Here is a 23,737-nt window from a genome sequence, read left to right on the forward strand (position 1 = left end):
TAGGGCCTGACAAAACCATTGCCAATTCAAAACAATTCCAGTTCACCGCTGCTGTCTTCCGATTCGCTGACGTCGGCATTGAAGTCGAGCGGGGCGTGCGCGCAAACGCACAGCGTGGCCGCCAGACGCACCGAACCATCAAGCGTGATGTCCCACGAGGACAGCAGATTCGGCTTGAGTTGCGTGAGGTGCGGCACGCAGTGCGCACTCAGCACGTACGGCGTCGACATGCCCAGATCGGGGAAGTAGTTGAGCAACTCTTGATTGATCGCCCCGCAACACAGATTGCCAAGTTCGAGGAACACCTCGCGGAACGGCTTGTCGCGATCGTCGCCCGCGAAGTACGCGGCGGTCGCATCGTCCTCGTCGAAGTGCAGCACCAGCAGCATGCGAAAGCCGATGGACGAGATGGTGAACACCACCACGTTGGCATGCCGGGCGGCCAGATCGACCCCGACGTCCAGCGGCGGCGCATCGTACTGGCGCACTGAGAGCGGCACAATCTCGCACGCGCCGTTCACCGAGCGTGCGAGCCGGGTGCGTGCGGCTTTATGGAGAATGCGTTCGAAACTGTCGCGAGCGTGAGCGCTGATCACAACGAAACCTGCTGGCTTAGTGAAGACGGGAATGCAACTGCTGCGCGAGGGCTTCAACGCTCGAGAGTGATGCCGCGATCATCTTGCCGCCCGCCTGAATGTCCTGGAACGTTGCCGTCGTCGTCACGTCATTGCGATGCAGGCTGTCGCGATAGCTCTTCGAGAGTTCTTCGGAGCGTGTGGCGAGCGAACGCACTTCGCTCGCGACGATGCCGAAGCCGCGCCCGGCCGGACCCGCGCGGGCCGCTTCGATGGACGCGTTGAGCGACACGATCAGAACGTGCCGAACAATCGACGCCAGTTCGTGGTTCTTCGCGTGCATGTCCTGGTTCTGCGTCATCAGGGAAATCATCTGCTCGTGCCAGCGCTCGAAGGTCGCCGCCAGTCCGCGCAGACGCCCCGCCTCACCCGCAATGCGCTCGGCCTCGGCTTGCCAGTGACCTTTTGCTTCCAGCACGGCGGCCTCGGACTTGCGCGCCACTTGCAAATCGACTTCGGCCTGCGTCAAACGCGCCTGTTGCGCGGTAAGCGCCTCATCGTGCGCTCGTCCCTGCTCGTCGAGGCTGACAACCGCCAGACGCTCGCGTTCGAGCGCCTGTGCCAGCGCCTCGTCATGCGCGTGGGTCAGCGCTCGCCAGTGTGCCGTGACCTGCGCCATGCGCCACCGGTGCGCAACGAACGCCACAACACCTGCGCTGATCACGCCCGCCATTCCACCTGCCAGTAACCATTGCACCGAGTTCATGCTCGAATCGTCTCCGAGCGCGGCACGTCGACATCCAGCGCCGGTCTGTCGACGGCATCGGCCGCCACGCTGTTCAGGTCGAAACCGTCGACCACGAGGTTGTCCGGCAGACACACCACCGTCTGGAACTGGCGGAACTCGGCCCCCTTGTGCTCGTCGGTGAAGCGCAGCTCGATGCGGCCATGCTCGCGCCGCACGAAGTCCTGCACCGCATCCATGCCCACACCGCGCCCGGACACCTCGGTGACCTGCGCCGCCGTCGAAAAGCCCGGGCGGAAGATGAACTGGGCGATCTGCTCGTCCGTCACGAAGGTCTCGGCCGTAATCCAGCCGCGTTGCACGGCGATGTCGCGAATGCGGTGCAGCGCCAGGCCGCGTCCGTCGTCGCAAAGCGTGACTTGCAGCATGTTGTGATCGAGGCCGACTTCGATGTCGATGGTGCCTGCCTCCGGCTTGCCCTTCGCACGACGCTCGTCCGCGCTCTCCAGCCCGTGATCCATCGAGTTGCGCAGCAGGTGCATGAACACATCGCGCAGAATTCGCACGGCGGGCGAACGCAGGCGATAGCCGTTGTCGTCGACGCGCACCGCCGGCGCCGGCTTGCCGAGTTCGCTCGCCAGCGACGGCAGCGAATCGAGCACCCCGCCCAACGCTTCGCCCACGCCCTCGGTGCCCAGCAGGCGCAGGGTCTGATGCACGGCGTCGCGCATTGCGACGAGTTGATGCGGATCGTTAGGATCGGCCGCTTCGAGCATGCGCAGGCTCGCGCGGATGTGGGCACGGTCCACCACCATCGATTGCTCGTCGGCCGTCCTGCCCGGGCCTTTTCGACCGAGGCTCATCTCATTGATATGCGCATAGGTATCGACGGCATCGCGCACGCGCTCCAGTTCGCGCATCAGGCCATCCTGATCCCAGAGACGCGCAACGTCGGGCTGGCGCAGCTCGTGATAACGCTGCTCGGTTTCGTGCACGACGTTCGTCAGATACTGCAGGTTGTAGGTGCGCGCATTGCCCTTGATGGTGTGCATGTTGCGGAACAGCTCGGCAATGGCCGCGCTGTCGGCCTGCGAGTGCTTGCGAATGATGCGCTCGTTCTCGCGAATGAAACCGGTCGAACTTTCGATGAAATGATGAAACTTCTCCTGGCTGACCGACAGAATTTCGCCAATCATCTCCAGCCGCTGCTTCTGCTCGCTGGCCTCGGCCGCAAGTTGACGCAGTTCCGTCACATCGCGCACACACAGCATCAACCGCAGAATTGTGTCGTTCTCGTCGCTGATCGCCGACCAGGACAGATCGAGCTGCTTGATGCGCCCGTCCGGCATGCGCTTGCCGATCTCACCGACCAGCAGGTGTTCGTTGAAGACGAAATTGACGGCATCTTGCCCAATGCAGGCATCGACGGCGGCTTCGACCTGCGAGAGCGCATCCGCGCCCAGGTCGCTCTCGCCGAATACCAGCTCCATGACAGAACGCCCCGCGATATCCTGCGTCTCGAAGATCGCTTCGAGATAGGCCGAGTACTCCGCGTGCACTCGCGCGCCGTCGACGACCGTCAGAATGCCCTGCTGCATGTTCTGCAGCATCGCCTGAATGTCAGCCGTCTTTTGCTTGAGTTGCGCCGAGCGTTCCTGAATCTTCTCGATCATGCCGTTGAATGCCACGATCGAGTGCCCGATTTCATCCATCCGACCGACCGGCACACGACGGGTGAAGTCCTGGCTTTTGGCGATCTCGCTCATCATCGCCTGCATGCGCGAGAGCGGACGCGTGATCTGGCGGTACAGCAACGCGCCGATGGCCGTGAGCAGCATGATCGCGAGTCCGGTCACGATGCCGATGGCCGTCGTGGTGGTCGAGAGCGTGTCGTTGAGCGTGGCAATCGCCGAGTCCTGCTGGCGCGTCTTCTCGACGCGCAGCGTGTTGACCACCCCTTCGAGTTCATCGCGATACTGCGCGACCATCGCGAAGAGGAACGCCTGCGCCATGTCCGTCTTGCCCGCCTGCTTGAGCTTGGCGGTGTCGTTGATGGCATTGAAGTAGTTCTCGACGCTCTCGCGGGCCTGGGTCACCAATCCCTTCTGCGCATCGCTCGCCGCGCCTTCGGCCTGACGGGTCAGCGACCGGTCAATGTCGCCGCGCAGCTTCTTGAGGGTGTTGAGGGCCTGTTCGACGACAGTGTCGTCCTGCGCGTAGACCAGCGTCATCGTGGCGATCTGCACCGCCTTGACTTGCGAGACGAGATCGGCGGAAGCGAGTGCGCTCGGCACCACGCCTTCCGTAACCTGCCGAACCTTGTGAGCGCTGGCGCGGGTCTGGTAGACCGCGTAGCCACCGATGATCGAGAGCGCAATAAACGTCAGGATCACCAATAGCGTAATTCGATGACGGATCGTCATGGCGTCGTTTCCCCGGGTCGCACCGGCCCCCGGTGCCACGCGCGATTCGACGCAGTAGATCGGTTGCCGAATTAGTTGGTATAGGCTTCGTGCGACGTGATTATTGCCGGGGAACTGTGACGATTCGATGAATCAACAGAATCTTAATGTGTTCTGTACGCCGTAACGCCGTGTAGGAATCCGAGATGAGTGAGCGCACGCCAACATCGCCTCTGGACACGACTTGGCATGCGCAGCGCCGCCCCATAAGAAAGCAGCGCCGGTGGCGCGGTGCGATGCACACCGCGCCACCGGCGCTGCGGGCACAATCGCTGGCTCAGTAGCCGGCGGCGAGACCGTCGCGACGACTGTCGCTCGCGGCGACGTAGCCTCGATCCGGATCGTTGCGATCCAGGCGCCAAATGTACTGGCCCGAGCCGAAGTCCATGTACGGGTCGTCGATGGACTTCAGGGAGTGCCCCATCGCCACCAGTCCGGCCACTGTCTCGCGGTCAAGCGTCGATTCGATATCGACGGTAAAGTCGCGATTGACCTTCCAGCGCGGTGCGTCGCATGCCGCCTGGGGTTGCTGGCCGTAGTCGATCATCCGCACGATCGACTGCAGATGGCCCTGCGGTTGCATGTCACCGCCCATCACACCGAAGCTCATCACGGCCTCGTGCTTGCCGTCGACCTTTTGCGTGAGGAACGCCGGAATGATGGTGTGGAACGGTCGTTTACCGCCTTCGACCACGTTGGCCGACTTCGGATCCATGGAGAACCCGCAGCCTCGGTTTTGCAGCGCGATGCCCAGATCGGGCACCACCACGCCGGAACCGAAGCCCATGTAGTTCGACTGGATGAAGCTCACCATCATGCCCTGCTCGTCGGCGGCCGACAGATAGATGGTGCCGCCGGCCTTCGGCATGCCGAAGTCGAAATGCGACGCACGCTCGGGGTCGATCAGCTTCGCACGCGCGGTGAGATAGGCGTCGTCGAGCATCTGCTCAGGCGTCACCTCCATCGAGCGGGGATCGGCAACGTATCGGTAGAGATCGGCAAAGGCGAGCTTCATCGCCTCGATCTGCAAGTGTTGCGAATGCACGCGATCGACCGCCAGACGCGACACATCGAACTTCTCCAGAATGCCCAACGCCATGAGCGCGGCAATGCCCTGCCCGTTCGGCGGAATCTCGTGCACCGTATAACCGCGATAATCCTTCTCGATCGGCTTGACCCAATCGGCGCGGTAATTGCGCAGATCATCGGTCGTCATCGCCCCGCCATGCTCTGCCGACCAGGCGGCGATGCGCTGTGCAATCTCGCCTTCGTAGTACGCGCGCGGCCCCTCCTTCGCGAGCAGGCGCAGCGTGCGCGCATGGCCGGGCATGCGGATCATTTCGCTGGTCGTCGGCGCACGGCCATGCGGCATGAACGTCTGCGCGTAACCGGGAAGGTCCTTCAGCTCAGGCACCGCCGCCGCCCATTTGCGTGCGACGATATGCGCCACGGCATGTCCGCGCTCGGCGATCTCGATCGCCGGCGCCATCAGATCCGCGAACGGCAGCTTGCCGAACTTCGCATGCAACGCCTCCCAGCCCGCGATCACCCCGGGCACGGTCACGGTGTCGAGACCGCGCGTCGGCTGCTTGGCGATGCCATGCTGCTCACCATACTTCTTGCGGAAGTAATCGATGTTCCACGCGGCCGGCGCCACACCCGAGGCGTTCAGGCCGTGGAGTTCCTTACCGTCCCAGATCAGCGCGAAGCAATCGCCGCCCAGGCCGTTGGAGACCGGTTCGACGATTGTCATGCACGCGGCTGCGGCAATCGCGGCGTCGACGGCATTGCCGCCCTGCCACAGCATGCGCAGCCCGGCCTGGGCGGCCAGCGGATGCGACGTCGACACAATGTTGCGGGCGAACACCGGCAGGCGCGGCGTCGGGTACGGATTCTGCCAATTGAAGTGCGTCATATGACTGGCTGATGATCTCTGTAACGAATGAAACAGGCCTGTGGGGCAGCGGGGCTAACGAGGCTCGTCTCTCGCGCCGCGTTATTGCTCGCGGGGATCGAGCGCGTCGCGCAAACCGTCGCCCAGCAGGTTGAAACCGAGTACCGTCAGAAAAATGGCGATACCGGGGAAGATGGACATCCAGGGCGCCTGTTCGACGAAGTCCTTGGCCGTGTTGAGCATCGAGCCCCACGACGGCGAGGGCGGCAACTGTCCAAGCCCCAGAAACGACAGACTTGCTTCGGCGATGATCGCGGTCGCCACGGTCAGGCTCGCCTGCACAATGATCGGCGGCAGCACGTTGGGCAGGATATAGCGCACGATGATGCGCGCATCCGTCAGGCCGATGGCGCGCGCGCCTTCCACGTACTCCTCCGCCTTGACGGTCAACGCCTGCGCGCGGGCAAGCCGGACGAAACGCGGCATGGCCGACACGCCGATGGCAATCATCGCGTTCGTGAGGCTCGCGCCGAGGAACGCGGCCATCGCAATCGCGAGAATCAGGAACGGGATCGAGAGCAGCGCATCGGCCAGACGCGAGACAATCGCGTCGACCCACCGGCCGAAGTACCCTGCGAGCAAACCAAGCGGCACGCCAACGATCACCGCGATGCCCACGGACACCACGCCCGCCGCGAGCGAGGCGCGCGCACCGAAGATCATGCGGGCGAGCACGTCGCGGCCCAGTTCGTCCGTGCCGAACCAGTGCAGCGCGCTCGGCGCCTGCCGCACCGTCATGAAGCTCGTGGCGATCGGATCGTACGGCGACAACCACGGGGCGAACAGCGCGACGATCACGGCGAACGCCACGATGATGGCCCCGACGACCGCCGCCCGGTTACGTGCGAACTTGCGCAGTCCGCGATGACGACGGCGCGGCAACCGTTCGGGGCTGGCAACGGCCGCGGCAGGACGGCCCCCTTCGGAGCTCTGCGATGCGGTGGAAGTCGTAGGCAATGCGGCCATGTTCGAAGGGGTCTCAGGCGCGACGCAGGCGCGGGTTGAGCAAGACGTAGAGCACGTCGGCCAGGAGGTTGAGTGCAATGAAGCTTACGGCGGTCACCAGGACCACGCCCTGTACCACGGCATAGTCACGATTGAACACCGCATCGACGACCAGCTTGCCGAAGCCCGGGATCGTGAAGACCTGTTCCGTGAGAACCGCGCCCGCGAGCAGTTCGCCAAAGAGCAGCGCGAGCACCGTCACGATAGGTATCAGCGCATTGCGCAGCGCATGCTTGAGCACCACAGTGCCACGCAACAGCCCCTTGGCGCGCGCCGTGCGAATGTAGTCGGTGCGCAGCACGCCAAGCATGGCGCTGCGCGTGTGGCGCATCAACTGTGCCCCGAGCGCCGCCCCGAGCACGAACGCCGGCATGACCATCGTCTTGAAGCTCATCCACAGGTCTTCGGTGGGCGACACGTAACCCGACGATGGCAGCAGGTGCCAACGCACCGAGACCAGGAAGATCAGCAGAATACCGAGCCAGAAGTTGGGGATGGACATGCCGGACAAGGCCAACACGTTCGCGCCGTAATCGATGGCCTTGCCGCGGTTGGCCGCCGACAGGATGCCCAGTGGAATGCCGATGCCGATCGCAATCAGCAACCCGAACATCGCCAGTTGCAGCGTGACGGGCAACTTCTGCGCGATCAGTGTCGTGACCGGCTCCCCCGTGCGCAGCGAGTTGCCAAGGTCGCCGCGCAGCACGTCGCCGATCCAGAGCGCGTACTGCGCGGGCAGCGGCTTGTCGAGGTGATACTTCTCGCGAAGCGCGGCGATGACCTGCGGGTTCTGGTCCTCGCCAGCCATCGCGAGCACGGGATCGCCGGGCAACATCTTCTGCAGCCCGAAGATCATCATCGACACGATGATGAGCGTGGGTATCGCGACCAGCGCACGATGGAGGACGAGGCGAAGCATGACGGCTCCTGTTTCCCTGGAAATGCCGGGCGGTCCCGGATTATCCCTTGAGGCTCACGCCACGCAGACGAATCAGCCCGTCCGGATAGGCGACGAATCCCTGCACCTTTTTGCTGAGCACGTATGGCCACGGCTGCACGTACAGATAAAGGATGGGATTCTCTTCGGACAGGATCTTGTCGGCAGCGTCGTAGAGCGGCTTGCGCTCCGCCACGCTGGATTTCACGCGCGCCTCGTTGAGCAGCTTGTCGACGTCGGCATTGCAGTACTGCCCGTAGTTCAGATTGCCCTTGCACGTGACGAACTGATGCAGGTTTCCGTCCGGATCCACGCGTCCCGACCAACCGTTGTAGAGCACGTCGAAGTCGCCGCGATGGGCGGCGTCGAGCGCCGCCGCGTAATCCATCGGCCGCAATTTCAGTTGAATGCCCGCCTCGGCGAGCATCGCCTGCAGCATCTGCGCCATCTGATTGGAGACCGTGTTGTTGCCGAAGCTCAGCGTCACGTCGACCTTCTCGAAGCCTGCCGCTTTCAGCAGCGCTTTGGCCTTGGCAACGTCGCGCTTGGTCGTCTTGATCGATGCGTCGTAGTACTGTCCCGTGCGCGGCAATGCCTGATTGGCCGGGGTGAAGATGCCGCCGCCGATCACCTTGTTGATGGCGTCGCGATCGATGGCCAGATCGAACGCCTGGCGCACGCGCTTGTCGCGCAATGCCTTGGGCGCGTTCGCCGCCACATTGAACGTCAGGCCGTAGTAACCCAACCCGTCGATGGAGACGAACTTCAGGTTCGCATCGCGCTTGACCGAGGCCACGTCCGACGGCGCAAGGCGTTCAAGCATGTCGAGTGATCCCGAGCGCACGTTGGCCAGGCGCACCGTCGTGTCGGGAATCGGCAGGAAAACGACCTTCTGGATCGGATACTTGTCCGCTTCCCAGAAGCCCGGGAATTTCTCCAGCACCACGCGATCGTTCTGCACACGCTGCACGAACTTGTACGGGCCGGAGCATACGGGGTGAGACTGCACGGCGGCATCGTCGCTCAGGGTCTTGGGGGCGAGCATCATGCCCGCGCGATCGGACAGCGTGGCGAGCAGCGCAGAATCCGGCGCTTTGAGCACGATGTTGACGGTGCTGTCGTCCACGGCGTCAACATGATCGATGGATGACAGTTCGCTCTTGCGATTGCTGGCGGGCAGGCTGCGCGCGCGGTCCAGATTCGCCTTGACCGCGAGGGCGTTGAACGGCTCGTCGTCGTGGAACTTCACGCCCTGGCGCAGCTTGAATGTCCACGTCTTGCCGTCGGCACTCACACGCCACGCGGTGGCGAGCATCGGCACGAACTTCAGATCGGGGCTGATGTCGACCAGCGAGCTGCACAGCGAGCGCAACACCATGCGGTCGACGACCTGCGAACTGCGCGCGGGATCGAGCGAGCCGATGTCCTCCTGCAAGCCAATGCGAAGCGTCGATTGCGCCATCGCGGCAGCTGCGCCGGTCGTCAACGACGCCGCCAGTACAAGATCGAGCAGAACTTTTCGCATGCGTGAGATCCCTTGTGAATGAGAGTGGAGAGAAAGCGTTGTTATCTGCCGACGGCCGCATCGGCCTGGGCTTGGCGCGCACGATACAGCGCAAGTCGCGCGCTCAGCGCATCGCTCGGCGCCGCGGCGCGCGCCGGACTGGCCCCGGCGTTCTGAATCTCGCGCCAGAAATGACAGGCGACTTGCCGGCCGTCGGGCAGCACTTCGTCGACCGGCTTGTGCTCGCGGCACGCGGCGCGCGCATGCGGGCAACGCGGATGGAAGCGGCACCCGGGCGGCGGCGCGGTCGGGCTGGGCAATTCGCCGCCGAGCGGCGCACGTTCGCGCCGCAGGTGCGGGTCGCTCGCCGGGATTGCTTGCAGAAGCGCCTGCGTGTAAGGGTGCAGCGGCGTGTCGAAGAGCGCGTCCGCGCTGGCCAGCTCGACAATCTCCCCGAGGTACATCACCGCCACGCGATCACTCATGTGGCGAATCACCGCCAGATCGTGGGCGACCATGATGAGCGTCAGTCCGAAGTCGTGCTTGAGGCGTTCGAGCAGATTGATGACCTGAGCTTGCACGGAAACGTCGAGCGCCGAGACCGGCTCGTCGCCAACGATCACCCGAGGCTCCCCCGCCAAGGCCCGCGCAATGCCGATGCGCTGTCGCTGACCGCCGGAGAATTCATGCGGAAAGCGTTGTGCGTAATCGGGTTGCAGGCCGACAGTGCGCAGCAGTTCGGCCACGCGTTCGTCCCGGGCACGCCCGCGGGCGAGGCCGTGCAATGCGATCGGTTCGCCGATCAGTCCCCCCACGGTCATGCTCGGATTGAGCGACGCGAACGGGTCTTGGAAGATGATCTGAAGTTCGCGCCGAAGTCGCCGCATGGCGCTCGCGCCCAACGTCATGATGTCCTCGCCCTGATAGCGCACTTCGCCACGCGTGGCATCGAGCAAGCGCAACAACAGCCGCCCCAGCGTGGATTTTCCGCAACCGGATTCGCCCACGATCGCGAACGTCTCTCCCGCCTGCACGGAAAATGACACGCCGTTGACGGCATACACCGTGGGCGCACGAGAGAAGCCGACGCGATGTCCGCCGAAGTGCTTGGTCAGGTCGCGCACATCCAACAGCGGGTGCACAGGGGAGGGGGCGTTCATACGGCAACCTCTTCCATCGGGAATGCAGGCGGTGTCAGGGCCTCGACCGGTGCCAGCCAGCAGGCCACGCGATGTTTGCCGGACAACGTGCGCTCGACAGGGGCTTCCTGCGTGCAGCGGGCTTCGGCAAACGGGCAGCGCGGCGCAAAGCGGCAACCGGCAGGCATGCGTTCCGGTGAAGGCACCGCGCCACGAATGGTCGCGAGCGTGCCCTCGCGTTTGCCGATCGACGGAATCGCCCCCATCAGGCCGATGGTGTAGGGATGCTGCGGATCATCGAAGATCTCGTTCACCGAGCCGTACTCGACGATGCGCCCCGCGTACATCACCGCGACATCGTCGGCGACTTCGGCGACCACGCCCAGGTCGTGCGTGATGAGCACGACGGCGGTGCCGGTTTCGCGCTGCAAGGTTTGAATGAGCGTGAGTACCTGCGCCTGAATCGTCACGTCGAGCGCGGTGGTCGGTTCGTCGGCAATCAGCAGCGCGGGTCGGTTGGCAAGCGCCATCGCAATCATTACGCGCTGACGCATGCCGCCGGACAGTTCGTGCGGATAGTTGTCGAGCCGTGTCTCCGGTGCGGGGATGCGCACCCGCTTGAGCATTTCGAGCGCCTCGGCGCGCGCGGCGCGGCGATCCAGACCGCGATGGCGCCGAATGCCCTCCTCGATCTGATGACCGATGGTGAACGACGGATTCAGCGAGGTCATCGGCTCCTGAAAGATCATCGCGAGACGATTGCCGCGCAGGTCGGCAAAGTCGCGCTCCCCCAACGTCAGCAGATCCCGGCCTTCGAACATCGCGCGCCCCGCCACGACATTGGCGGGCGGACTCGGCAACAACCCCATGAGGGCGAGCGACGTCACGCTCTTGCCGCATCCCGATTCGCCGACGATGCACAGCGTCTTGCCGGGATACACGGCAAACGACACGCCATCGATCAGATTCGGCGCGTCGGGCGCTTTGGAAAACTTCAGCGACAGTCCGGTGACATCGAGCACCGGCCCAGCGTCTGCGGGCATGGTCATGGGCGCGTTGTAGGGGTCATCAATCGTCTTGCCCCGGTTCCGGCAAGCCGGTCTCGAGGGAGGTGCGTGACACGATTATGTCTTCCACGCACGCAAAAGAAATATTAATATTTCTTTTTCATCCGTAAATTATTCTTAACCTCGCGATGCTTACGTTGCGCATGTTGAAGACGTTCCGACTGGTGGCACAAACCGGCTCGTTCGCGGCGGCCGCCGAGCGTGCCGCGCTGACGCAGGCGGCCGTCAGCCTGCAGATGCGCGGTCTCGAGGATGCCGTCGGTCAGCGGCTGTTCGATCGGCGTGGCCGGCAGATCACGCTCACACGTCAGGGACGCGATTTGTTTCCGCGCGTCGAGCAGATACTGGCGCTCACCGCCGAGCTGAGCGCCACCTCCGCCGGCGCCATGCAGGGCCCGGTCACCATCGGCGCCGTGGTGTCGGTCATTGGCGCACTGTCGATGGCTGTCGCGGAACTGAAGACCGCGCACCCACGGCTCGATGTGCGGCTCACGTCGGCACGCTCGGACGAACTGACCGATCTCGTCGAGCAGGGCGAGGTCGACATCGCCGCCGTGGTCGCGCGCGCCGACGATGCCCGCGTCGACGGCCTGGTGTGGACCCCGCTCTACACCGAGCCGATGATCATGGTCGTGAATCGCGACGTCACCGAAACCGACCCGCAGCGCATTCTCGACGAGCACGCGTTTTTGCGCTTCGACCGGCGCGTTCGCACCGGCATGGTGGTGGAGCAGGCGTTACGCGCGGCGAAACTCGGTGTGACCGAATATCTGGAATTGAACTCCATCGAGACGATCGTCGCGCTCGTGCGCAAGAACGTCGGCGTATCGGTGCTGCCGCAACTGCATCGCGGCGATTGGCAGTCCGACCCGTTGTTGCGCATCGTGCCGATTGCCGAGCCGCCCTTGCTGCGCACGGTCGGCATGATTCATCGTGAGCATGACTCACGCACGCACGACATCACGGCCGCCATCGCCGACATGCTGCACGACGTGTGAGTGGATGATGCGACGAGGGAAAAACGGCGCGAACCCTGTCGCGCCGTGACCGAAAACGAGCAGCCGCTTGCCGCGCATGCGATCAATCGCGCGTCTCGAAGGCCTTGTTGATGCGCAGTGCCAGCAGCGTGCAGACAGTGCCGGAGAGCAGATAGGCGCTCACTGCGATCAGCCCGAACTCGGACGACAATCCCAGTGCTACGAGCGGCGCGAAAGCCGCGCCGAACAGCCACGCGAAGTCGGTCGTCAGCGCCGCCCCGGTGTAGCGGAAGCGTTGCTCGAAGTTCGACGTCACCGTGCCCGCCGCCTGCCCGTACGACAATCCGAGCAAGGCGAAGCCGACCAGGATGAAAATGTCTTGCTGCGTCGAGCCGCCGCCCATCAGGAACGGGGCGAAGAGTGCGAATATGCCGATAAAGATGGCGAAGAGGCCCAGCGTGGTGCGTCGGCCGATGCGGTCGGCAATGCGTCCGGAAATGACCGTGCACACGATGGCGATCGCCGCGCCGCACAGTTGCACGATCAGCACATTGTTCAGATCCTGGCTGTTTTTCAGCGCGATCCACGACAGCGGGAATACCGTCACCAGATGAAAGAGCGCATAGCTCGCGAGTGCGGCGAAGGCGCCGAGAAAGATGTTGTAGCCCTGCGAGCGCACCATCTCGCGCGTGCTGATCGGCTCCAGTTGGCCCTCTTCAAGCATCTCGGTATATTCGTGCGTCACCACCAGACGCAGCCGGGCAAACAGCGCGACCACGTTCACGGCGAACGCCACATAGAACGGATAACGCCACCCCCACGTGAGGAAGTCGTCGGACTCGAGGCTCCAGTGCAGGAACAGGAACAGCGAGGCCGCGATAATGAAACCGATCGGCGCGCCCAATTGCCCCATCATCGAATACCAGCCGCGCCGCTGAGGCGGCGCGTTCATCGCGAGCAGCGACGGCAGTCCGTCCCACGAACCGCCAAAGCCAATGCCCTGCACGAGCCGGAAGAACGCGAGCAGCCAGATGGCGCGGTCCCCCAGTACCGCATAGCCCGGCAGGAACGCCATGCCGGCGGTCGCCGTGCCGAGCACGAACAGCGCGGCGGTGAGCTTGACACTGCGTCCCCAGCGGCGCTGCGCGTTCATGAACAGCGCGGTACCGAACGGGCGCGAAATAAACGCGAGGGAGAAGATCGCGAACGCGTACAACAGGCCGTGCAGGCTGTCGGCGAACGGGAAGAAAACTTGGGGGAAGACGAGGACGGCGGCAATGCCGAACACGAAGAAGTCGAAGTACTCGGAGGCGCGTCCGACCACCACGCCAACCGCGATTTCCTCCGGCGCAATGCGCGACTTGCTCCCGTGATCGTGCGCTGTCGATGCGGCAGTCGCGCCGGGCGGCGTCGGCGATTGATGAGCACTGCTTGACATTATCGGACCCCCTTGCGGATCGGGATGACCATGACACTCGTGCCAGAAGAGCATCGCAGGTATCGCGAATCGACGCCATAGGGTTTACCCTAAATTGCCGCATCATGGTGGGGAGTCCATGATGAACCCGGTCTAAGGCTACGGTTCCATCGATCGCAGCATGACTTCCCCCAAGTGCCTTCGCGGGGTATTTTTGCTCCCCGCCACCGCGTTGCTGTCCGGTTGCAATACCGTATTGATGTCACCCTCGGGTGATCTCGCGGTAAGGCAGCGGGACATCATCATCATTTCCACTGTCCTGATGTTGCTGATCATCGTTCCGGTGATCGTGCTGACACTGGTCTTCGCATGGCGTTACCGAGCGTCGAACAAGCGTGCCATCTACACGCCCGAATGGGATCACTCGACGCTGCTCGAACTGCTGATCTGGGCCGCGCCGCTGCTGATCATCATCGCGTTGGGCGCGCTCACCTGGGTCAGCACGCACAAGCTGGACCCCTACCGGCCACTCGAGCGCATCGACGCCAAGCGCGAGATCCCACCCGACACGCGCCCGCTCAGGGTGCAAGTGGTGGCCATGGACTGGAAATGGCTGTTCTTCTACCCCGATCAGGGCATTGCGACCGTCAATGAGCTGGCCGCCCCCGTTGACCGGCCGATCCGCTTCGAGATCACATCGACGACGATGATGAATTCATTCTTCGTGCCCGCCCTGGCCGGACAGATCTACGCGATGCCGGGCATGGAAACGAAGCTGCATGCGGTCATCAACAAGCCCGGGATCTATGACGGGTTCTCCGCGAACTTCAGCGGCGCGGGCTTCTCAGGCATGCGCTTCAAATTTCACGGGCTGTCGGCAGACGACTTCGACGCGTGGGTCAAGCAGGTCAAGGCCCGCGGGGACAACCTCACGCGCGACAAGTACGAGGCGCTCGCCCAGCCGAGCGAATGGGTGCCTGTCCACTATTACGGCGACGTCGCCCCCAATCTTTATGACGCGATTCTGAACCGCTGCGTGCAACCCGGGCAGCCCTGTCTGAAGGACATGATGGATCAGCCCAATCATCCGCACGCCAGCCGAGCACGTACCGGCACGTCCGAGTCGTTGCTTGCCGACGCGATGTGCACGGCGCAAAACACCGTGCAGTTCGCGTCCGGCGCTCAGCGCGCCCCCGGCGAGGGACTTACGCAGTGACGCGCACCGCGCCCAACCGTCGACAATGATGCGCCTCGTGCGCGATTGATCCCAGGCTCGAGCTTATGGACATCGTCAAGTTGATCTTCGGCCGCCTCACGCTCGAGGCGATCCCGTACCACGAACCGATTCTCGTTGCGACCTTTGCCGGAGTCGCGTTCGGAGGCATCGTCGTACTGGGTGCCATCACCTACTTCAAGTTGTGGGGGTACTTGTGGCGCGAGTGGTTCACGAGCATCGATCACAAGAAGATCGGCATCATGTACGTGATCCTGGGCATCGTCATGTTGTTGCGCGGCTTTGCCGACGCCGCGATGATGCGGATGCAGCAGGCGATCTCGTTTGGCGACAACATGGGGTATCTGCCGCCACATCACTACGATCAGATCTTCACCGCGCACGGCGTGATCATGATCTTCTTCGTGGCAATGCCGCTGGTGACCGGCCTCATGAACTTCGTGGTGCCGCTGCAGATCGGCGCGCGCGACGTGGCGTTTCCGTTCCTCAACAACTTCAGCTTCTGGATGACGACGAGCGGGGCCATGCTCGTGATGCTCTCGCTCTTCGTCGGCGAATTCGCAGGCACTGGATGGCTGGCTTACCCGCCGTTATCGGGCATCCTGCAGAGCCCTAACGTCGGGGTCGATTACTACATCTGGGCACTGCAGATCGCCGGGATCGGCACCCTGCTCTCGGGGATCAATCTGCTCGTGACCATCGTGAAGATGCGCGCCCCCGGCATGACGATGATGCGCATGCCGGTCTTCACGTGGACCTCGCTGTGCACGAATGTGCTGATCGTGGCTGCCTTCCCGGTGCTGACCGCCGTGCTCGCGCTGCTGGCGCTGGATCGCTACGCCGGCACCAACTTCTTCACGAACGATCTCGGCGGCAACGCCATGATGTACGTGAACCTGATCTGGATCTGGGGCCACCCCGAGGTCTACATTCTCGTGCTGCCCGTGTTCGGCGTGTTCTCCGAGGTGGTCGCCACCTTCTCCGGCAAGCGCTTGTTCGGCTATGCGTCGATGGTCTATGCGACGGTCGTGATTACGGTGCTGTCATACCTCGTGTGGCTGCACCATTTCTTCACGATGGGTTCCGGCGCGAGTGTGAACTCGTTCTTCGGCATCACGACGATGATCATCTCGATACCGACCGGCGCAAAGATTTTCAACTGGCTGTTCACCATGTATCGCGGGCGCATCCACTTCGAAGTGCCGATGCTGTGGACCGTCGGCTTCATGGTGACGTTTGTCATCGGCGGCATGACCGGCGTGCTGCTTGCCGTGCCGCCGGCCGACTTCTCGCTGCATAACGGCCTGTTCCTGATCGCGCACTTCCACAACGTGATCATCGGCGGCGTGATCTTCGGCGTCATGGCGGCAATCACCTACTGGTTCCCCAAGGCCTTCGGCTACCGGCTCGATCCGTTCTGGGGCAAGTGCTCGTTCTGGTTCTGGTTCATCGGCTTCTACGTCGCCTTCATGCCGCTTTACCTGCTGGGCCTGATGGGCGTGACCCGTCGCGTGAGCCACTTCGACGACATGTCGTTGCAAATCTGGTTCCAGATCGCCGCCGTGGGGGCACTGCTCATCGCCATCGGCATTGGATGCTTCATCGTCCAGCTCGTAGTGAGCTTCATCCGCCGTGAGCAATTGCGCGACGACACGGGCGACCCGTGGAATGGCCGCACACTGGAATGGTCGACGTCGTCCCCCCCGCCGGCCTACAACTTCGCCTTCACGCCGATCATTCACGACAACGACGCCTGGTGGCAGATGAAGCAGCACGGCTTCAAGCGTCCGGAGAACGACTTCATTCCGATCCACATGCCGAAGAACACGGGCGCGGGCATCATCCTCGCGGGGCTTGCGACGGTCTGCGGCTTCGGGCTCATCTGGCACATGTGGCTGGTGGTGATCGTGGCCTTCGTGGCGCTGCTGGCGACCGCCATCGGCCACACGTTCAACTACCACCGCGAGTACTACATCCCGGCCGATCAGGTCGAACAAACGGAGGCAGCGCGCACGCGCCTGCTCGCGCAGCATGTCTGATACGACGGCACCCTTCCCGGCAGGAGGCGCCCCGCTCGGGGCCCACACGCCCAGCCCGCCGCAAGCGGGCGAGTTGAAGTTCATGATGACGAGCGACTACCACCCGCCCAACGGGACGCTGCTCGGCTTCTGGGTCTACCTGATGAGCGACTGTCTCGTCTTCGCCTGCCTGTTTGCGGCGTATGGCGTACTCGGGCGCAACTACGCAGGCGGGCCGACCGGTGCGGAGTTGTTTGAACTGCCGCTCGTGGCAGTGAATACGACCTTCCTGCTGCTCTCGTCGATCACCTATGGCTTTGCGATGATCGAGATGCAGCGGCGACGCCAGGGCGCGGTGCTCGGCTGGCTTGCGGTCACCGGCGTTCTCGGTGCGGCGTTTCTCTCGCTGGAACTCTATGAGTTCGCGAACCTCATCCACGAGGGGGCGGGGCCCTGGCGCAGCGCGTTCCTGTCTTCGTTCTTCACGCTGGTGAGCACCCACGGGCTGCACGTCACGTTCGGCATCGTCTGGCTCATCACCCTGATGGTGCAGGTCGGCAAGCATGGCCTCACCGCGCCCAACCGCCGCCGGCTCATGTGCCTGTCAATGTTCTGGCACTTTCTCGACGTGGTGTGGATCGGCGTCTTCACGTTTGTCTATCTGATGGGAGTGCTGCCGTGAGCACCCACGACTCGACCCTGCACAATACCGACGGGCATGGCCACGATCACGATCACGACCATGGCGACGAAGGACCGCACAGCACCTTGCGCGGGTATGCGACGGGCTTCATCCTGTCTGTCATCCTCACCGCCATTCCCTTCTGGTTCGTGATGGGCGGGGTATTCGAGAAATCGAGTACCACCGCGATCATGATCCTGTTCCTCGGCGCCATTCAGATCATCGTGCACATGATCTACTTCCTGCACATGAACGGGCGCTCCGAAGGCGGCTGGAACCTGCTGTCGTTGATTTTCACGATCGTGCTGGTCGTGATCACGCTATCGGGCTCGCTATGGGTGATGTATCACCTGAACCAGAACATGATGGCGGGTATGATGCAGGATACGAAAAACCTCCCTTGAACGGCACTTCCCTTGAGCAGCAATCGACTTCATGACTCGGGGGGCGCACAGCGTCCCCCGCGCACTTCCGGTGCGCCCGCCCGCCCGTCTCCCCTTCGACTGATCATCCTTGGCGTTATCACGTTGGTGCTGGTCAGCGTCTTCGTCTCGCTCGGGACTTGGCAGCTTCATCGCCGCGCCTGGAAGCTCGATCTGATCGAGCGTGTGAATTCGCGCGTGCATGCGCCGCCCACCCCGGCGCCCTTGCGTGGCCAGTGGGCCTCGGTCAACGCGGCCGCGGATGAGTATCGCCACGTCTCGCTCAGCGGCACGTACCAGTTCGACAAGGACACGCTCGTGCAAGCCGTCACCGATCTGGGCGGCGGGTTCTGGGTGCTCACGCCGTTGCGCACGGCAGATGGCGGCGAAGTGCTGATCAACCGCGGCTTTGTCCCGCCGGGCTGGAAAGAAGCCGTGCCCGCCGCCCCGGCGGGTGACGTCACCGTCACCGGTCTGCTGCGCATGCCCGAGCCGGGCGGCGGATTCCTTCGCAAGAATGCGCCGTCGGAAAACCTCTGGTATTCGCGCGATGTCGCGGCCATTGCGGCCGCGCGCGGACTGACGGCCACCGACGTGGCGCCCTTCTTCGTCGATGCCGACGGCAAGGCGGGCGACGAGGCAAGCCGTGCGCTTGTCGGCGGCGACGCAGAAGCCGTGACCAGCAGGGCACCGGTACGCGACTACCCCGTGGGCGGGCTTACAGTGGTGCAGTTCCCGAACAACCACATGAGCTATCTGCTGACGTGGTACGCGCTAGCGATCATGTCGGCCGTGGCCGGCGGTTTCGTCATCCGGCTCGAACTGCGCAAACGCGCCTGATCGAACGCCGCGCGACCCCGACGCGCTCGCGTGCGGCATTCCCCGGAAATCACGTTCGTGACAACGTGGTGACAGCGCAACAACTGCAAGGCGGAATCTCATCGTTTCAGCCGGTTCCGCCTGCCGATCTCCCTCGATTCGCGCGACTACCGACCATCTTCATCTGACCCCATATAGGAACAAACGCTTGTCGGCAAAGGCAGGCGAGCACTTCCGCGAAATGTCCAGAGCCCCGCGATCTCGCGCTGTGGCCCGTCACATGGACGTGTGAGACATCTTTCCCTAATTAGCTGTTTTGCGTTAACGTTCCATGGTCGACGGAGCTGTTACGCATGCCGAAACTAAGGCAGCGGAGACATCGCCCGCAACCGTGCCGGCCTCAGGCATGGTGCGCTGGCGAGCTGCCGGTCGTGCGTCCGTCGCCAGCGCAGTTGACGTTCCCCTTATCTCGCTCGGACAAGAAGACTTAAAGACGATGAAAAACCCAACCTTCTCCAAAGCGTTTCTGGCGACAGCCCTGAGCTGTGCGCTGATCAACGTTCACGCGGCCTCACAGGCGCCGGTCGGTGCCGAGAACGGCATGGTCGTCACGGCTCAGCATCTGGCGTCAAAAGTTGGCGTGGACGTGCTCAAGGCCGGCGGCAATGCGGTCGACGCGGCCGTAGCCGTGGGATATGCGCTCGCCGTGGTGTATCCGGCAGCCGGGAATCTCGGCGGCGGCGGTTTCATGACGATCCAGCTTGCGGACGGCCGCAAGACCTTCCTCGATTTCCGCGAGAAGGCCCCGCTGGCCGCGACGGCCAACATGTATCTCGACAAGGACGGAAACGTCATCAAGGGCGCCTCGACCACGGGCTATCGGGCCGTGGGCGTACCCGGCTCCGTGTCGGGTATGGAATACGCCCGTGAAAAGTACGGCACCAAGACCCGTGCGCAACTGATTGCGCCCGCCGTCACGCTGGCGGAAAAGGGCTTCGTGCTCGATCAGGGCGACGTCGACATGCTCTGGACGGCGACCAAGAATTTCGAGAGCGACCGCGCCAATTCGGGCGCCATCTTCCTGAACAAGGGCCAGCCGTTCCAGCCGGGCGAACGCCTTGTGCAGAAGGATCTTGCACGTACGTTGAAGCTGATCAGCGCCAGGGGCACCGACGGTTTCTACAAGGGAGAAGTCGCCAACAAGCTTGTGGCGTCGATGAAGGCCGGCGGCGGCATCATCACGCAGGCGGATCTCGATCAGTACAAGACACGTGAACTGGCCCCCGTCGAGTGCGACTATCGCGGCTATCACGTGGTCTCGGCCCCGCCTCCCAGCTCGGGCGGTGTGGTGATCTGCGAGATCATGAACATCCTCGAAGGCTACCCGATGACCGAGCTGGGGTATCACTCGGCGCAGGGGGTGCATTACACCATCGAAGCGATGCGCCACGCGTACGTCGACCGCAACAGCTATCTGGGTGACCCCGATTTCGTGAAGAACCCGATTGCCCACTTGCTTGACAAGCAATATGCGGCCAAGATTCGCGCAGCGATCAACCCGCAGAAGGCCGGCATCTCGCAGGAGATCAAGCCGGGGGTGGCACCGCATGAAGGCAGCAACACCACGCACTACTCGATCATCGATCGCGATGGCAATGCGGTGTCGGTGACCTACACGCTCAATGACTGGTTCGGTGCGAAGGTGATGGCCAATGGCACGGGCGTCATGCTTAACGACGAAATGGACGACTTCACTGCCAAAGTGGGCGTGCCGAACCTGTACGGCCTGATCCAGGGCGAAGCAAACGCCATCGGCCCGGGTCGTCGTCCGCTGTCGTCGATGAGCCCGACCATCGTCACCAAGGATGGCAAGCCCGTCATGGTCGTTGGCACACCGGGCGGTAGCCGCATCATCACGGCCACCCTGCTCACGATGCTCAACGTCATCGACTACGGCATGAATCTGCAAGAAGCCGTGGACGCCCCGCGCTTCCACCAGCAGTGGATGCCGGAGGCGACCAACATCGAGCGGTTCGCCCTGAGCCCCGACACGCAGAAAATCCTCGAAAGTTGGGGTCAGAAGTTTGCCGGTCCGCAACCGGCGAACCACGTCGCCGCCATTCTCGTGGGCGCACCGTCGCTCGGCGGCAAACCGATCGGCAAGAACCGCTACTATGGCGCGAACGATCCGCGCCGCAACACGGGACTCGCGCTCGGTTATTGATTGAGGGAGTGTGATCCAAACGACATTGGGATCGCAGGAATTGATGGGGCCGCGCGCGCGGCCCCATTTTTTATGGATGCCGTCTGCGAACGCGTGCGTCGCGGCATCTTGGTAACCCGAGAGTTAGACATTTGTAACATTTTGTAATACGTCGTTTGAACGTTCAGGAACTCCTCACCCGCGTAACGTCCAACGGGTTTCCCGTGCATTTTTTCGCCTGCATCGCGTGCGGTGGCTGCTGCCGCGAGTTGCCTTGTTGTGTGCACATGTCGACCGTATTTTCTGACTATGGAACCGCGTGAAGATGTCTGCCCTGTGGTACCCGTTGTTTAGCTCGTCGTTGCCTCGTCTTCGTCGCCTCCCTTGTAGCCCTGTTCTCTCCCGGTTCCCTCGTCTGGCGCCACGCACCGTCGCGCTCGCTCGCCTGGCGCTCTTTGGTTTGACCCTTCTCGTTGCCGGGCTGCCAGTGAGCGATGCGCTCGCGGTGACCGGCCATCATTCGGGTCATGGCAAGCACCACCTCCAACCGGCGAAGAACAAAAAGATGGCGGCGAAGACGACATCAAAGCCCACGCGTCGGAAAGCGACGGCTGCGCGTGCGCCGCACCACCGATCGGCACATCATCGGGCAAAGACCCATGCAGGCCGTAAAGCGGCGAAACCTGCGCGTCGGGCGCAGACTACGGTGAAGCATCGGGCCAATGCTACGCGGCGCCATGCGACCCCGAAAGTGTCGAGCGCAGCGGGAGCGGTGCGCGCTGCCGGCGCGACAACGAACGCGACCGCGCGCGTGCGCACTGCGGCCAAACCACGCCTGCTCGCACGGTGCGGCTTCACGCCGGCATCACGCAAGCGGCTTTTCTCGCGTGCCGTTTATATTGTCGACGAGAATACCCACACGCCGCTCTTCTCCCTCAACGCCAATCAAGTGCGCCCGATCGCCTCGCTGTCGAAGCTGATGACGGCAGTCGTCTGGCTTGATAGTGGACCGGCCATGCGTGCCCCCCTCACGGTCACGAATGCGGATCTCGATACGCTCAAGTTCAGCCATTCGCGTTTGGCGGTAGGCTCGACGCTTTCGCGCGCCGACATGCTCCACATCTCGTTGATGGCGTCGGAAAACCGTGCTGCTGCCGCATTGAGCCGCGACTATCCGGGTGGACGTCCTGCCTTCATCTCCGCCATGAATAGCAAGGCACGCGCCTTGAACATGCCCAACACGCGTTTCGCGAACTCGACGGGGCTATCACCGAACAATGTGTCGACGGCGCGCGAACTGGCGCGCCTGGTACGGGCGTCGAACGCTTATCCACTGATCCGTCGCTATTCGATTGATCATCAGCAACGGGTGAATACGGGTAAGGGGCAGTTGCAGTACGTCAATACGAACCGTCTGGTGCGCTACGGGAAAGTGGATGCAAGCGTCCAGAAGACCGGCTTCATTAACGAATCGGGGCATAACATGGTGATGCGCGTGCTTGTGCACAAACGGCGTCCCGTGATCGTGACGATGCTTGGCAGCGACACTCCGGAAGGCTCTCGCCTCGATGGCGTGCGCATCGCCCATTGGTTGTCGTGCTCGTTGCGATGACGCGCGCCACGGGCGTGTGAAGGCGCTCACTTTAACGGCGTACGTATCGCTCATTGGTTGTCGCGCTCGTTGCGACGACGCACGGCACGCGCATGTAAAGGCGCGCACCTCAACGACGTCAGTGTCTATCGGTTGTCATGCTCGTTGCGACGACGCGCGGCACGCGCGTGTGAAGCCCCCACCTCAACGACGTCATTGTCTGACCTGCCCCCTTCAATAGGGCCAATGGGCTTCTAGCAAAGTCCCGTTAAACCAGCTCCTGGAAAGCGGCAGGAGCATCCGCGGTTGCTCGATGTTTCGCCGCAAACTCTGACGGCGCAAGGTAGTTCAGTGCGCTGTGCGGCCTTTGCTCGTTTTAGTCCTGACGCCATGCCGCGATGACAGCCCGAGCGTGCGCGAGCGTCGTGAACCAGTGCTCGTTAAGGCATTCGTCGCGGAACTTGCCGTTGAACGATTCGATGTACGCATTCTGCGTTGGCTTGCCCGCCTGAATCAACTTCAGCGTGACGCCGTTTGCATACGCCCACTGGTCAAGCGCGCGGCTCGTAAATTCGGGGCCCTGGTCTGTGCGCACCGCCTTGGGATAACCACGGAAGCGAGCTGCACGCTCCAATGCCCGAGCGACATACAAACCTGAGATGCCATGGTCGACGACGATGTCGACAGCCTCTTTCGTGAAGTCGTCGACGACGGTCAGGCACTTCACGCGCCGGCCATTGGACAGCGCATCCATCACGAAATCGATTGACCACACCTCGTTGGGCGCGCCCGGCAATGCCAGTCGCTCGCGCTCAATCATGACGCCGTGGCGCTTGCGACGGCGCCGCACAGCCAACCCTACCTCACGGTACAGGCGATAGATGCGCTTGTGATTGGCGTGCATGCCTTTGACCTGTCCTGAAAATTTCGTACCAATCAAATCTAGGGATAATGGCTCCTCAGCTCAGATGAGGAGTTGGTATGAA

18 protein-coding genes and 1 pseudogene are annotated in these 23,737 nt (G+C 63.0%); 8 read left to right on the forward strand and 11 right to left on the reverse strand.

From position 1 onward, the window contains the following. Nucleotides 1–26: 26 nt before the first annotated feature. The 9 genes from PCE31107_RS16215 to PCE31107_RS16255 all read right to left on the reverse strand — a co-directional run bounded on the left by PCE31107_RS16215 (nucleotide 27) and on the right by PCE31107_RS16255 (nucleotide 11,364). On the reverse strand, nucleotides 27–596 hold the full coding sequence (locus PCE31107_RS16215) for a hypothetical protein (protein ID WP_130025048.1): 570 nt from the start codon (nucleotides 594–596) through the stop codon (nucleotides 27–29). 16 nt (nucleotides 597–612) lie between these two features. Continuing rightward, the gene (locus PCE31107_RS16220) at nucleotides 613–1,341 is read right to left on the reverse strand and encodes a methyl-accepting chemotaxis protein (RefSeq protein ID WP_150609800.1); all 729 of its coding nucleotides are present in this window, start codon (nucleotides 1,339–1,341) and stop codon (nucleotides 613–615) included. Beyond that, nucleotides 1,338–3,743, reverse strand: coding sequence for an MCP four helix bundle domain-containing protein (locus PCE31107_RS16225; RefSeq protein ID WP_150609802.1), 2,406 nt, complete (start codon nucleotides 3,741–3,743; stop codon nucleotides 1,338–1,340). Before PCE31107_RS16225 ends, PCE31107_RS16220 begins: the two co-directional genes overlap by 4 nt. A gap of 316 nt (nucleotides 3,744–4,059) precedes the next feature. Beyond that, on the reverse strand, nucleotides 4,060–5,697 hold the full coding sequence (locus PCE31107_RS16230; RefSeq protein ID WP_150563249.1) for a gamma-glutamyltransferase family protein: 1,638 nt from the start codon (nucleotides 5,695–5,697) through the stop codon (nucleotides 4,060–4,062). Between the two features lie 81 nt (nucleotides 5,698–5,778). After that, a complete protein-coding gene (locus tag PCE31107_RS16235; RefSeq protein WP_246181855.1) occupies nucleotides 5,779–6,702 on the reverse strand; it encodes an ABC transporter permease in 924 nt (307 codons plus the stop codon). A 13-nt stretch (nucleotides 6,703–6,715) separates the two neighbouring features. Beyond that, nucleotides 6,716–7,660, reverse strand: coding sequence for an ABC transporter permease (locus tag PCE31107_RS16240; RefSeq protein ID WP_130025045.1), 945 nt, complete (start codon nucleotides 7,658–7,660; stop codon nucleotides 6,716–6,718). A 40-nt stretch (nucleotides 7,661–7,700) separates the two neighbouring features. After that, nucleotides 7,701–9,203, reverse strand: a complete 1,503-nt coding sequence (locus tag PCE31107_RS16245) for an ABC transporter substrate-binding protein (protein ID WP_130025044.1) — start codon at nucleotides 9,201–9,203, stop codon at nucleotides 7,701–7,703. Nucleotides 9,204–9,244: 41 nt separating this feature from the next. Next, complete coding sequence (locus PCE31107_RS16250) at nucleotides 9,245–10,342, reverse strand: ABC transporter ATP-binding protein (RefSeq protein ID WP_130025043.1); 1,098 nt, start codon at nucleotides 10,340–10,342, stop codon at nucleotides 9,245–9,247. Continuing rightward, nucleotides 10,339–11,364, reverse strand: a complete 1,026-nt coding sequence (locus PCE31107_RS16255) for an ABC transporter ATP-binding protein (RefSeq protein WP_425494730.1) — start codon at nucleotides 11,362–11,364, stop codon at nucleotides 10,339–10,341. Before PCE31107_RS16255 ends, PCE31107_RS16250 begins: the two co-directional genes overlap by 4 nt. A 152-nt stretch (nucleotides 11,365–11,516) precedes the next feature. Here PCE31107_RS16255 and PCE31107_RS16260 point away from each other — a divergent pair, with 152 nt between their 5' ends. Then, the gene (locus tag PCE31107_RS16260) at nucleotides 11,517–12,386 is read left to right on the forward strand and encodes a LysR substrate-binding domain-containing protein (protein WP_150609804.1); all 870 of its coding nucleotides are present in this window, start codon (nucleotides 11,517–11,519) and stop codon (nucleotides 12,384–12,386) included. A gap of 82 nt (nucleotides 12,387–12,468) precedes the next feature. Here PCE31107_RS16260 and PCE31107_RS16265 read toward each other — a convergent pair whose 3' ends face one another. Next, the gene (locus PCE31107_RS16265) at nucleotides 12,469–13,803 is read right to left on the reverse strand and encodes an MFS transporter (RefSeq protein ID WP_165385235.1); all 1,335 of its coding nucleotides are present in this window, start codon (nucleotides 13,801–13,803) and stop codon (nucleotides 12,469–12,471) included. Between the two features lie 160 nt (nucleotides 13,804–13,963). On the opposite strand from PCE31107_RS16265, the gene cyoA reads away from it, so the two are divergent. From cyoA to PCE31107_RS16300, 7 genes are all read left to right on the forward strand, one after another. Next, complete coding sequence (gene cyoA / locus PCE31107_RS16270; RefSeq protein ID WP_150609806.1) at nucleotides 13,964–14,998, forward strand: ubiquinol oxidase subunit II; 1,035 nt, start codon at nucleotides 13,964–13,966, stop codon at nucleotides 14,996–14,998. 65 nt (nucleotides 14,999–15,063) lie between these two features. Beyond that, nucleotides 15,064–17,055, forward strand: a complete 1,992-nt coding sequence (cyoB, locus tag PCE31107_RS16275) for a cytochrome o ubiquinol oxidase subunit I (RefSeq protein ID WP_130025038.1) — start codon at nucleotides 15,064–15,066, stop codon at nucleotides 17,053–17,055. After that, entirely contained in the window at nucleotides 17,048–17,716 is a 669-nt protein-coding gene (cyoC, locus tag PCE31107_RS16280) for a cytochrome o ubiquinol oxidase subunit III (protein ID WP_150609808.1), read from the forward strand. The genes cyoB and cyoC overlap by 8 nt, the downstream gene beginning before the upstream one ends. Continuing rightward, nucleotides 17,713–18,120, forward strand: a complete 408-nt coding sequence (gene cyoD / locus PCE31107_RS16285) for a cytochrome o ubiquinol oxidase subunit IV (RefSeq protein ID WP_130025036.1) — start codon at nucleotides 17,713–17,715, stop codon at nucleotides 18,118–18,120. The genes cyoC and cyoD overlap by 4 nt, the downstream gene beginning before the upstream one ends. A 12-nt stretch (nucleotides 18,121–18,132) precedes the next feature. Then, entirely contained in the window at nucleotides 18,133–18,978 is an 846-nt protein-coding gene (locus PCE31107_RS16290) for an SURF1 family protein (RefSeq protein WP_246181856.1), read from the forward strand. A gap of 580 nt (nucleotides 18,979–19,558) precedes the next feature. Next, entirely contained in the window at nucleotides 19,559–21,181 is a 1,623-nt protein-coding gene (ggt, locus tag PCE31107_RS16295; RefSeq protein ID WP_425494732.1) for a gamma-glutamyltransferase, read from the forward strand. Nucleotides 21,182–21,911: 730 nt separating this feature from the next. Then, the gene (locus PCE31107_RS16300; protein ID WP_343032352.1) at nucleotides 21,912–22,772 is read left to right on the forward strand and encodes a serine hydrolase; all 861 of its coding nucleotides are present in this window, start codon (nucleotides 21,912–21,914) and stop codon (nucleotides 22,770–22,772) included. A 247-nt stretch (nucleotides 22,773–23,019) separates the two neighbouring features. Here PCE31107_RS16300 and PCE31107_RS16305 read toward each other — a convergent pair. After that, nucleotides 23,020–23,661, reverse strand: a pseudogene (locus PCE31107_RS16305) (IS3 family transposase); the annotation flags it as partial. Nucleotides 23,662–23,737 lie beyond the last annotated feature (76 nt).

Origin of the sequence: Pandoraea cepalis (assembly GCF_902459625.1) — a bacterium.
Lineage (GTDB): Bacteria > Pseudomonadota > Gammaproteobacteria > Burkholderiales > Burkholderiaceae > Pandoraea > Pandoraea cepalis.

Excerpts from the sequence above, each read along its gene's own strand:
- PCE31107_RS16220 (WP_150609800.1), bottom strand. The coding sequence starts at position 1,341 with ATGAACTCGGTGCAATGGTTACTGGCAGGTGGAATGGCGGGCGTGATC.
- PCE31107_RS16225 (WP_150609802.1), bottom strand. The coding sequence starts at position 3,743 with ATGACGATCCGTCATCGAATTACGCTATTGGTGATCCTGACGTTTATT.
- PCE31107_RS16230 (WP_150563249.1), bottom strand. The coding sequence starts at position 5,697 with ATGACGCACTTCAATTGGCAGAATCCGTACCCGACGCCGCGCCTGCCG.
- PCE31107_RS16235 (WP_246181855.1), bottom strand. The coding sequence starts at position 6,702 with ATGGCCGCATTGCCTACGACTTCCACCGCATCGCAGAGCTCCGAAGGG.
- PCE31107_RS16240 (WP_130025045.1), bottom strand. The coding sequence starts at position 7,660 with ATGCTTCGCCTCGTCCTCCATCGTGCGCTGGTCGCGATACCCACGCTC.
- PCE31107_RS16245 (WP_130025044.1), bottom strand. The coding sequence starts at position 9,203 with ATGCGAAAAGTTCTGCTCGATCTTGTACTGGCGGCGTCGTTGACGACC.
- PCE31107_RS16250 (WP_130025043.1), bottom strand. The coding sequence starts at position 10,342 with ATGAACGCCCCCTCCCCTGTGCACCCGCTGTTGGATGTGCGCGACCTG.
- PCE31107_RS16255 (WP_425494730.1), bottom strand. The coding sequence starts at position 11,364 with ATGCCCGCAGACGCTGGGCCGGTGCTCGATGTCACCGGACTGTCGCTG.
- PCE31107_RS16260 (WP_150609804.1), top strand. The coding sequence starts at position 11,517 with ATGCTTACGTTGCGCATGTTGAAGACGTTCCGACTGGTGGCACAAACC.
- PCE31107_RS16265 (WP_165385235.1), bottom strand. The coding sequence starts at position 13,803 with ATGTCAAGCAGTGCTCATCAATCGCCGACGCCGCCCGGCGCGACTGCC.
- cyoA (WP_150609806.1), top strand. The coding sequence starts at position 13,964 with ATGACTTCCCCCAAGTGCCTTCGCGGGGTATTTTTGCTCCCCGCCACC.
- cyoB (WP_130025038.1), top strand. The coding sequence starts at position 15,064 with ATGGACATCGTCAAGTTGATCTTCGGCCGCCTCACGCTCGAGGCGATC.
- cyoC (WP_150609808.1), top strand. The coding sequence starts at position 17,048 with ATGTCTGATACGACGGCACCCTTCCCGGCAGGAGGCGCCCCGCTCGGG.
- ggt (WP_425494732.1), top strand. The coding sequence starts at position 19,559 with ATGGTCGTCACGGCTCAGCATCTGGCGTCAAAAGTTGGCGTGGACGTG.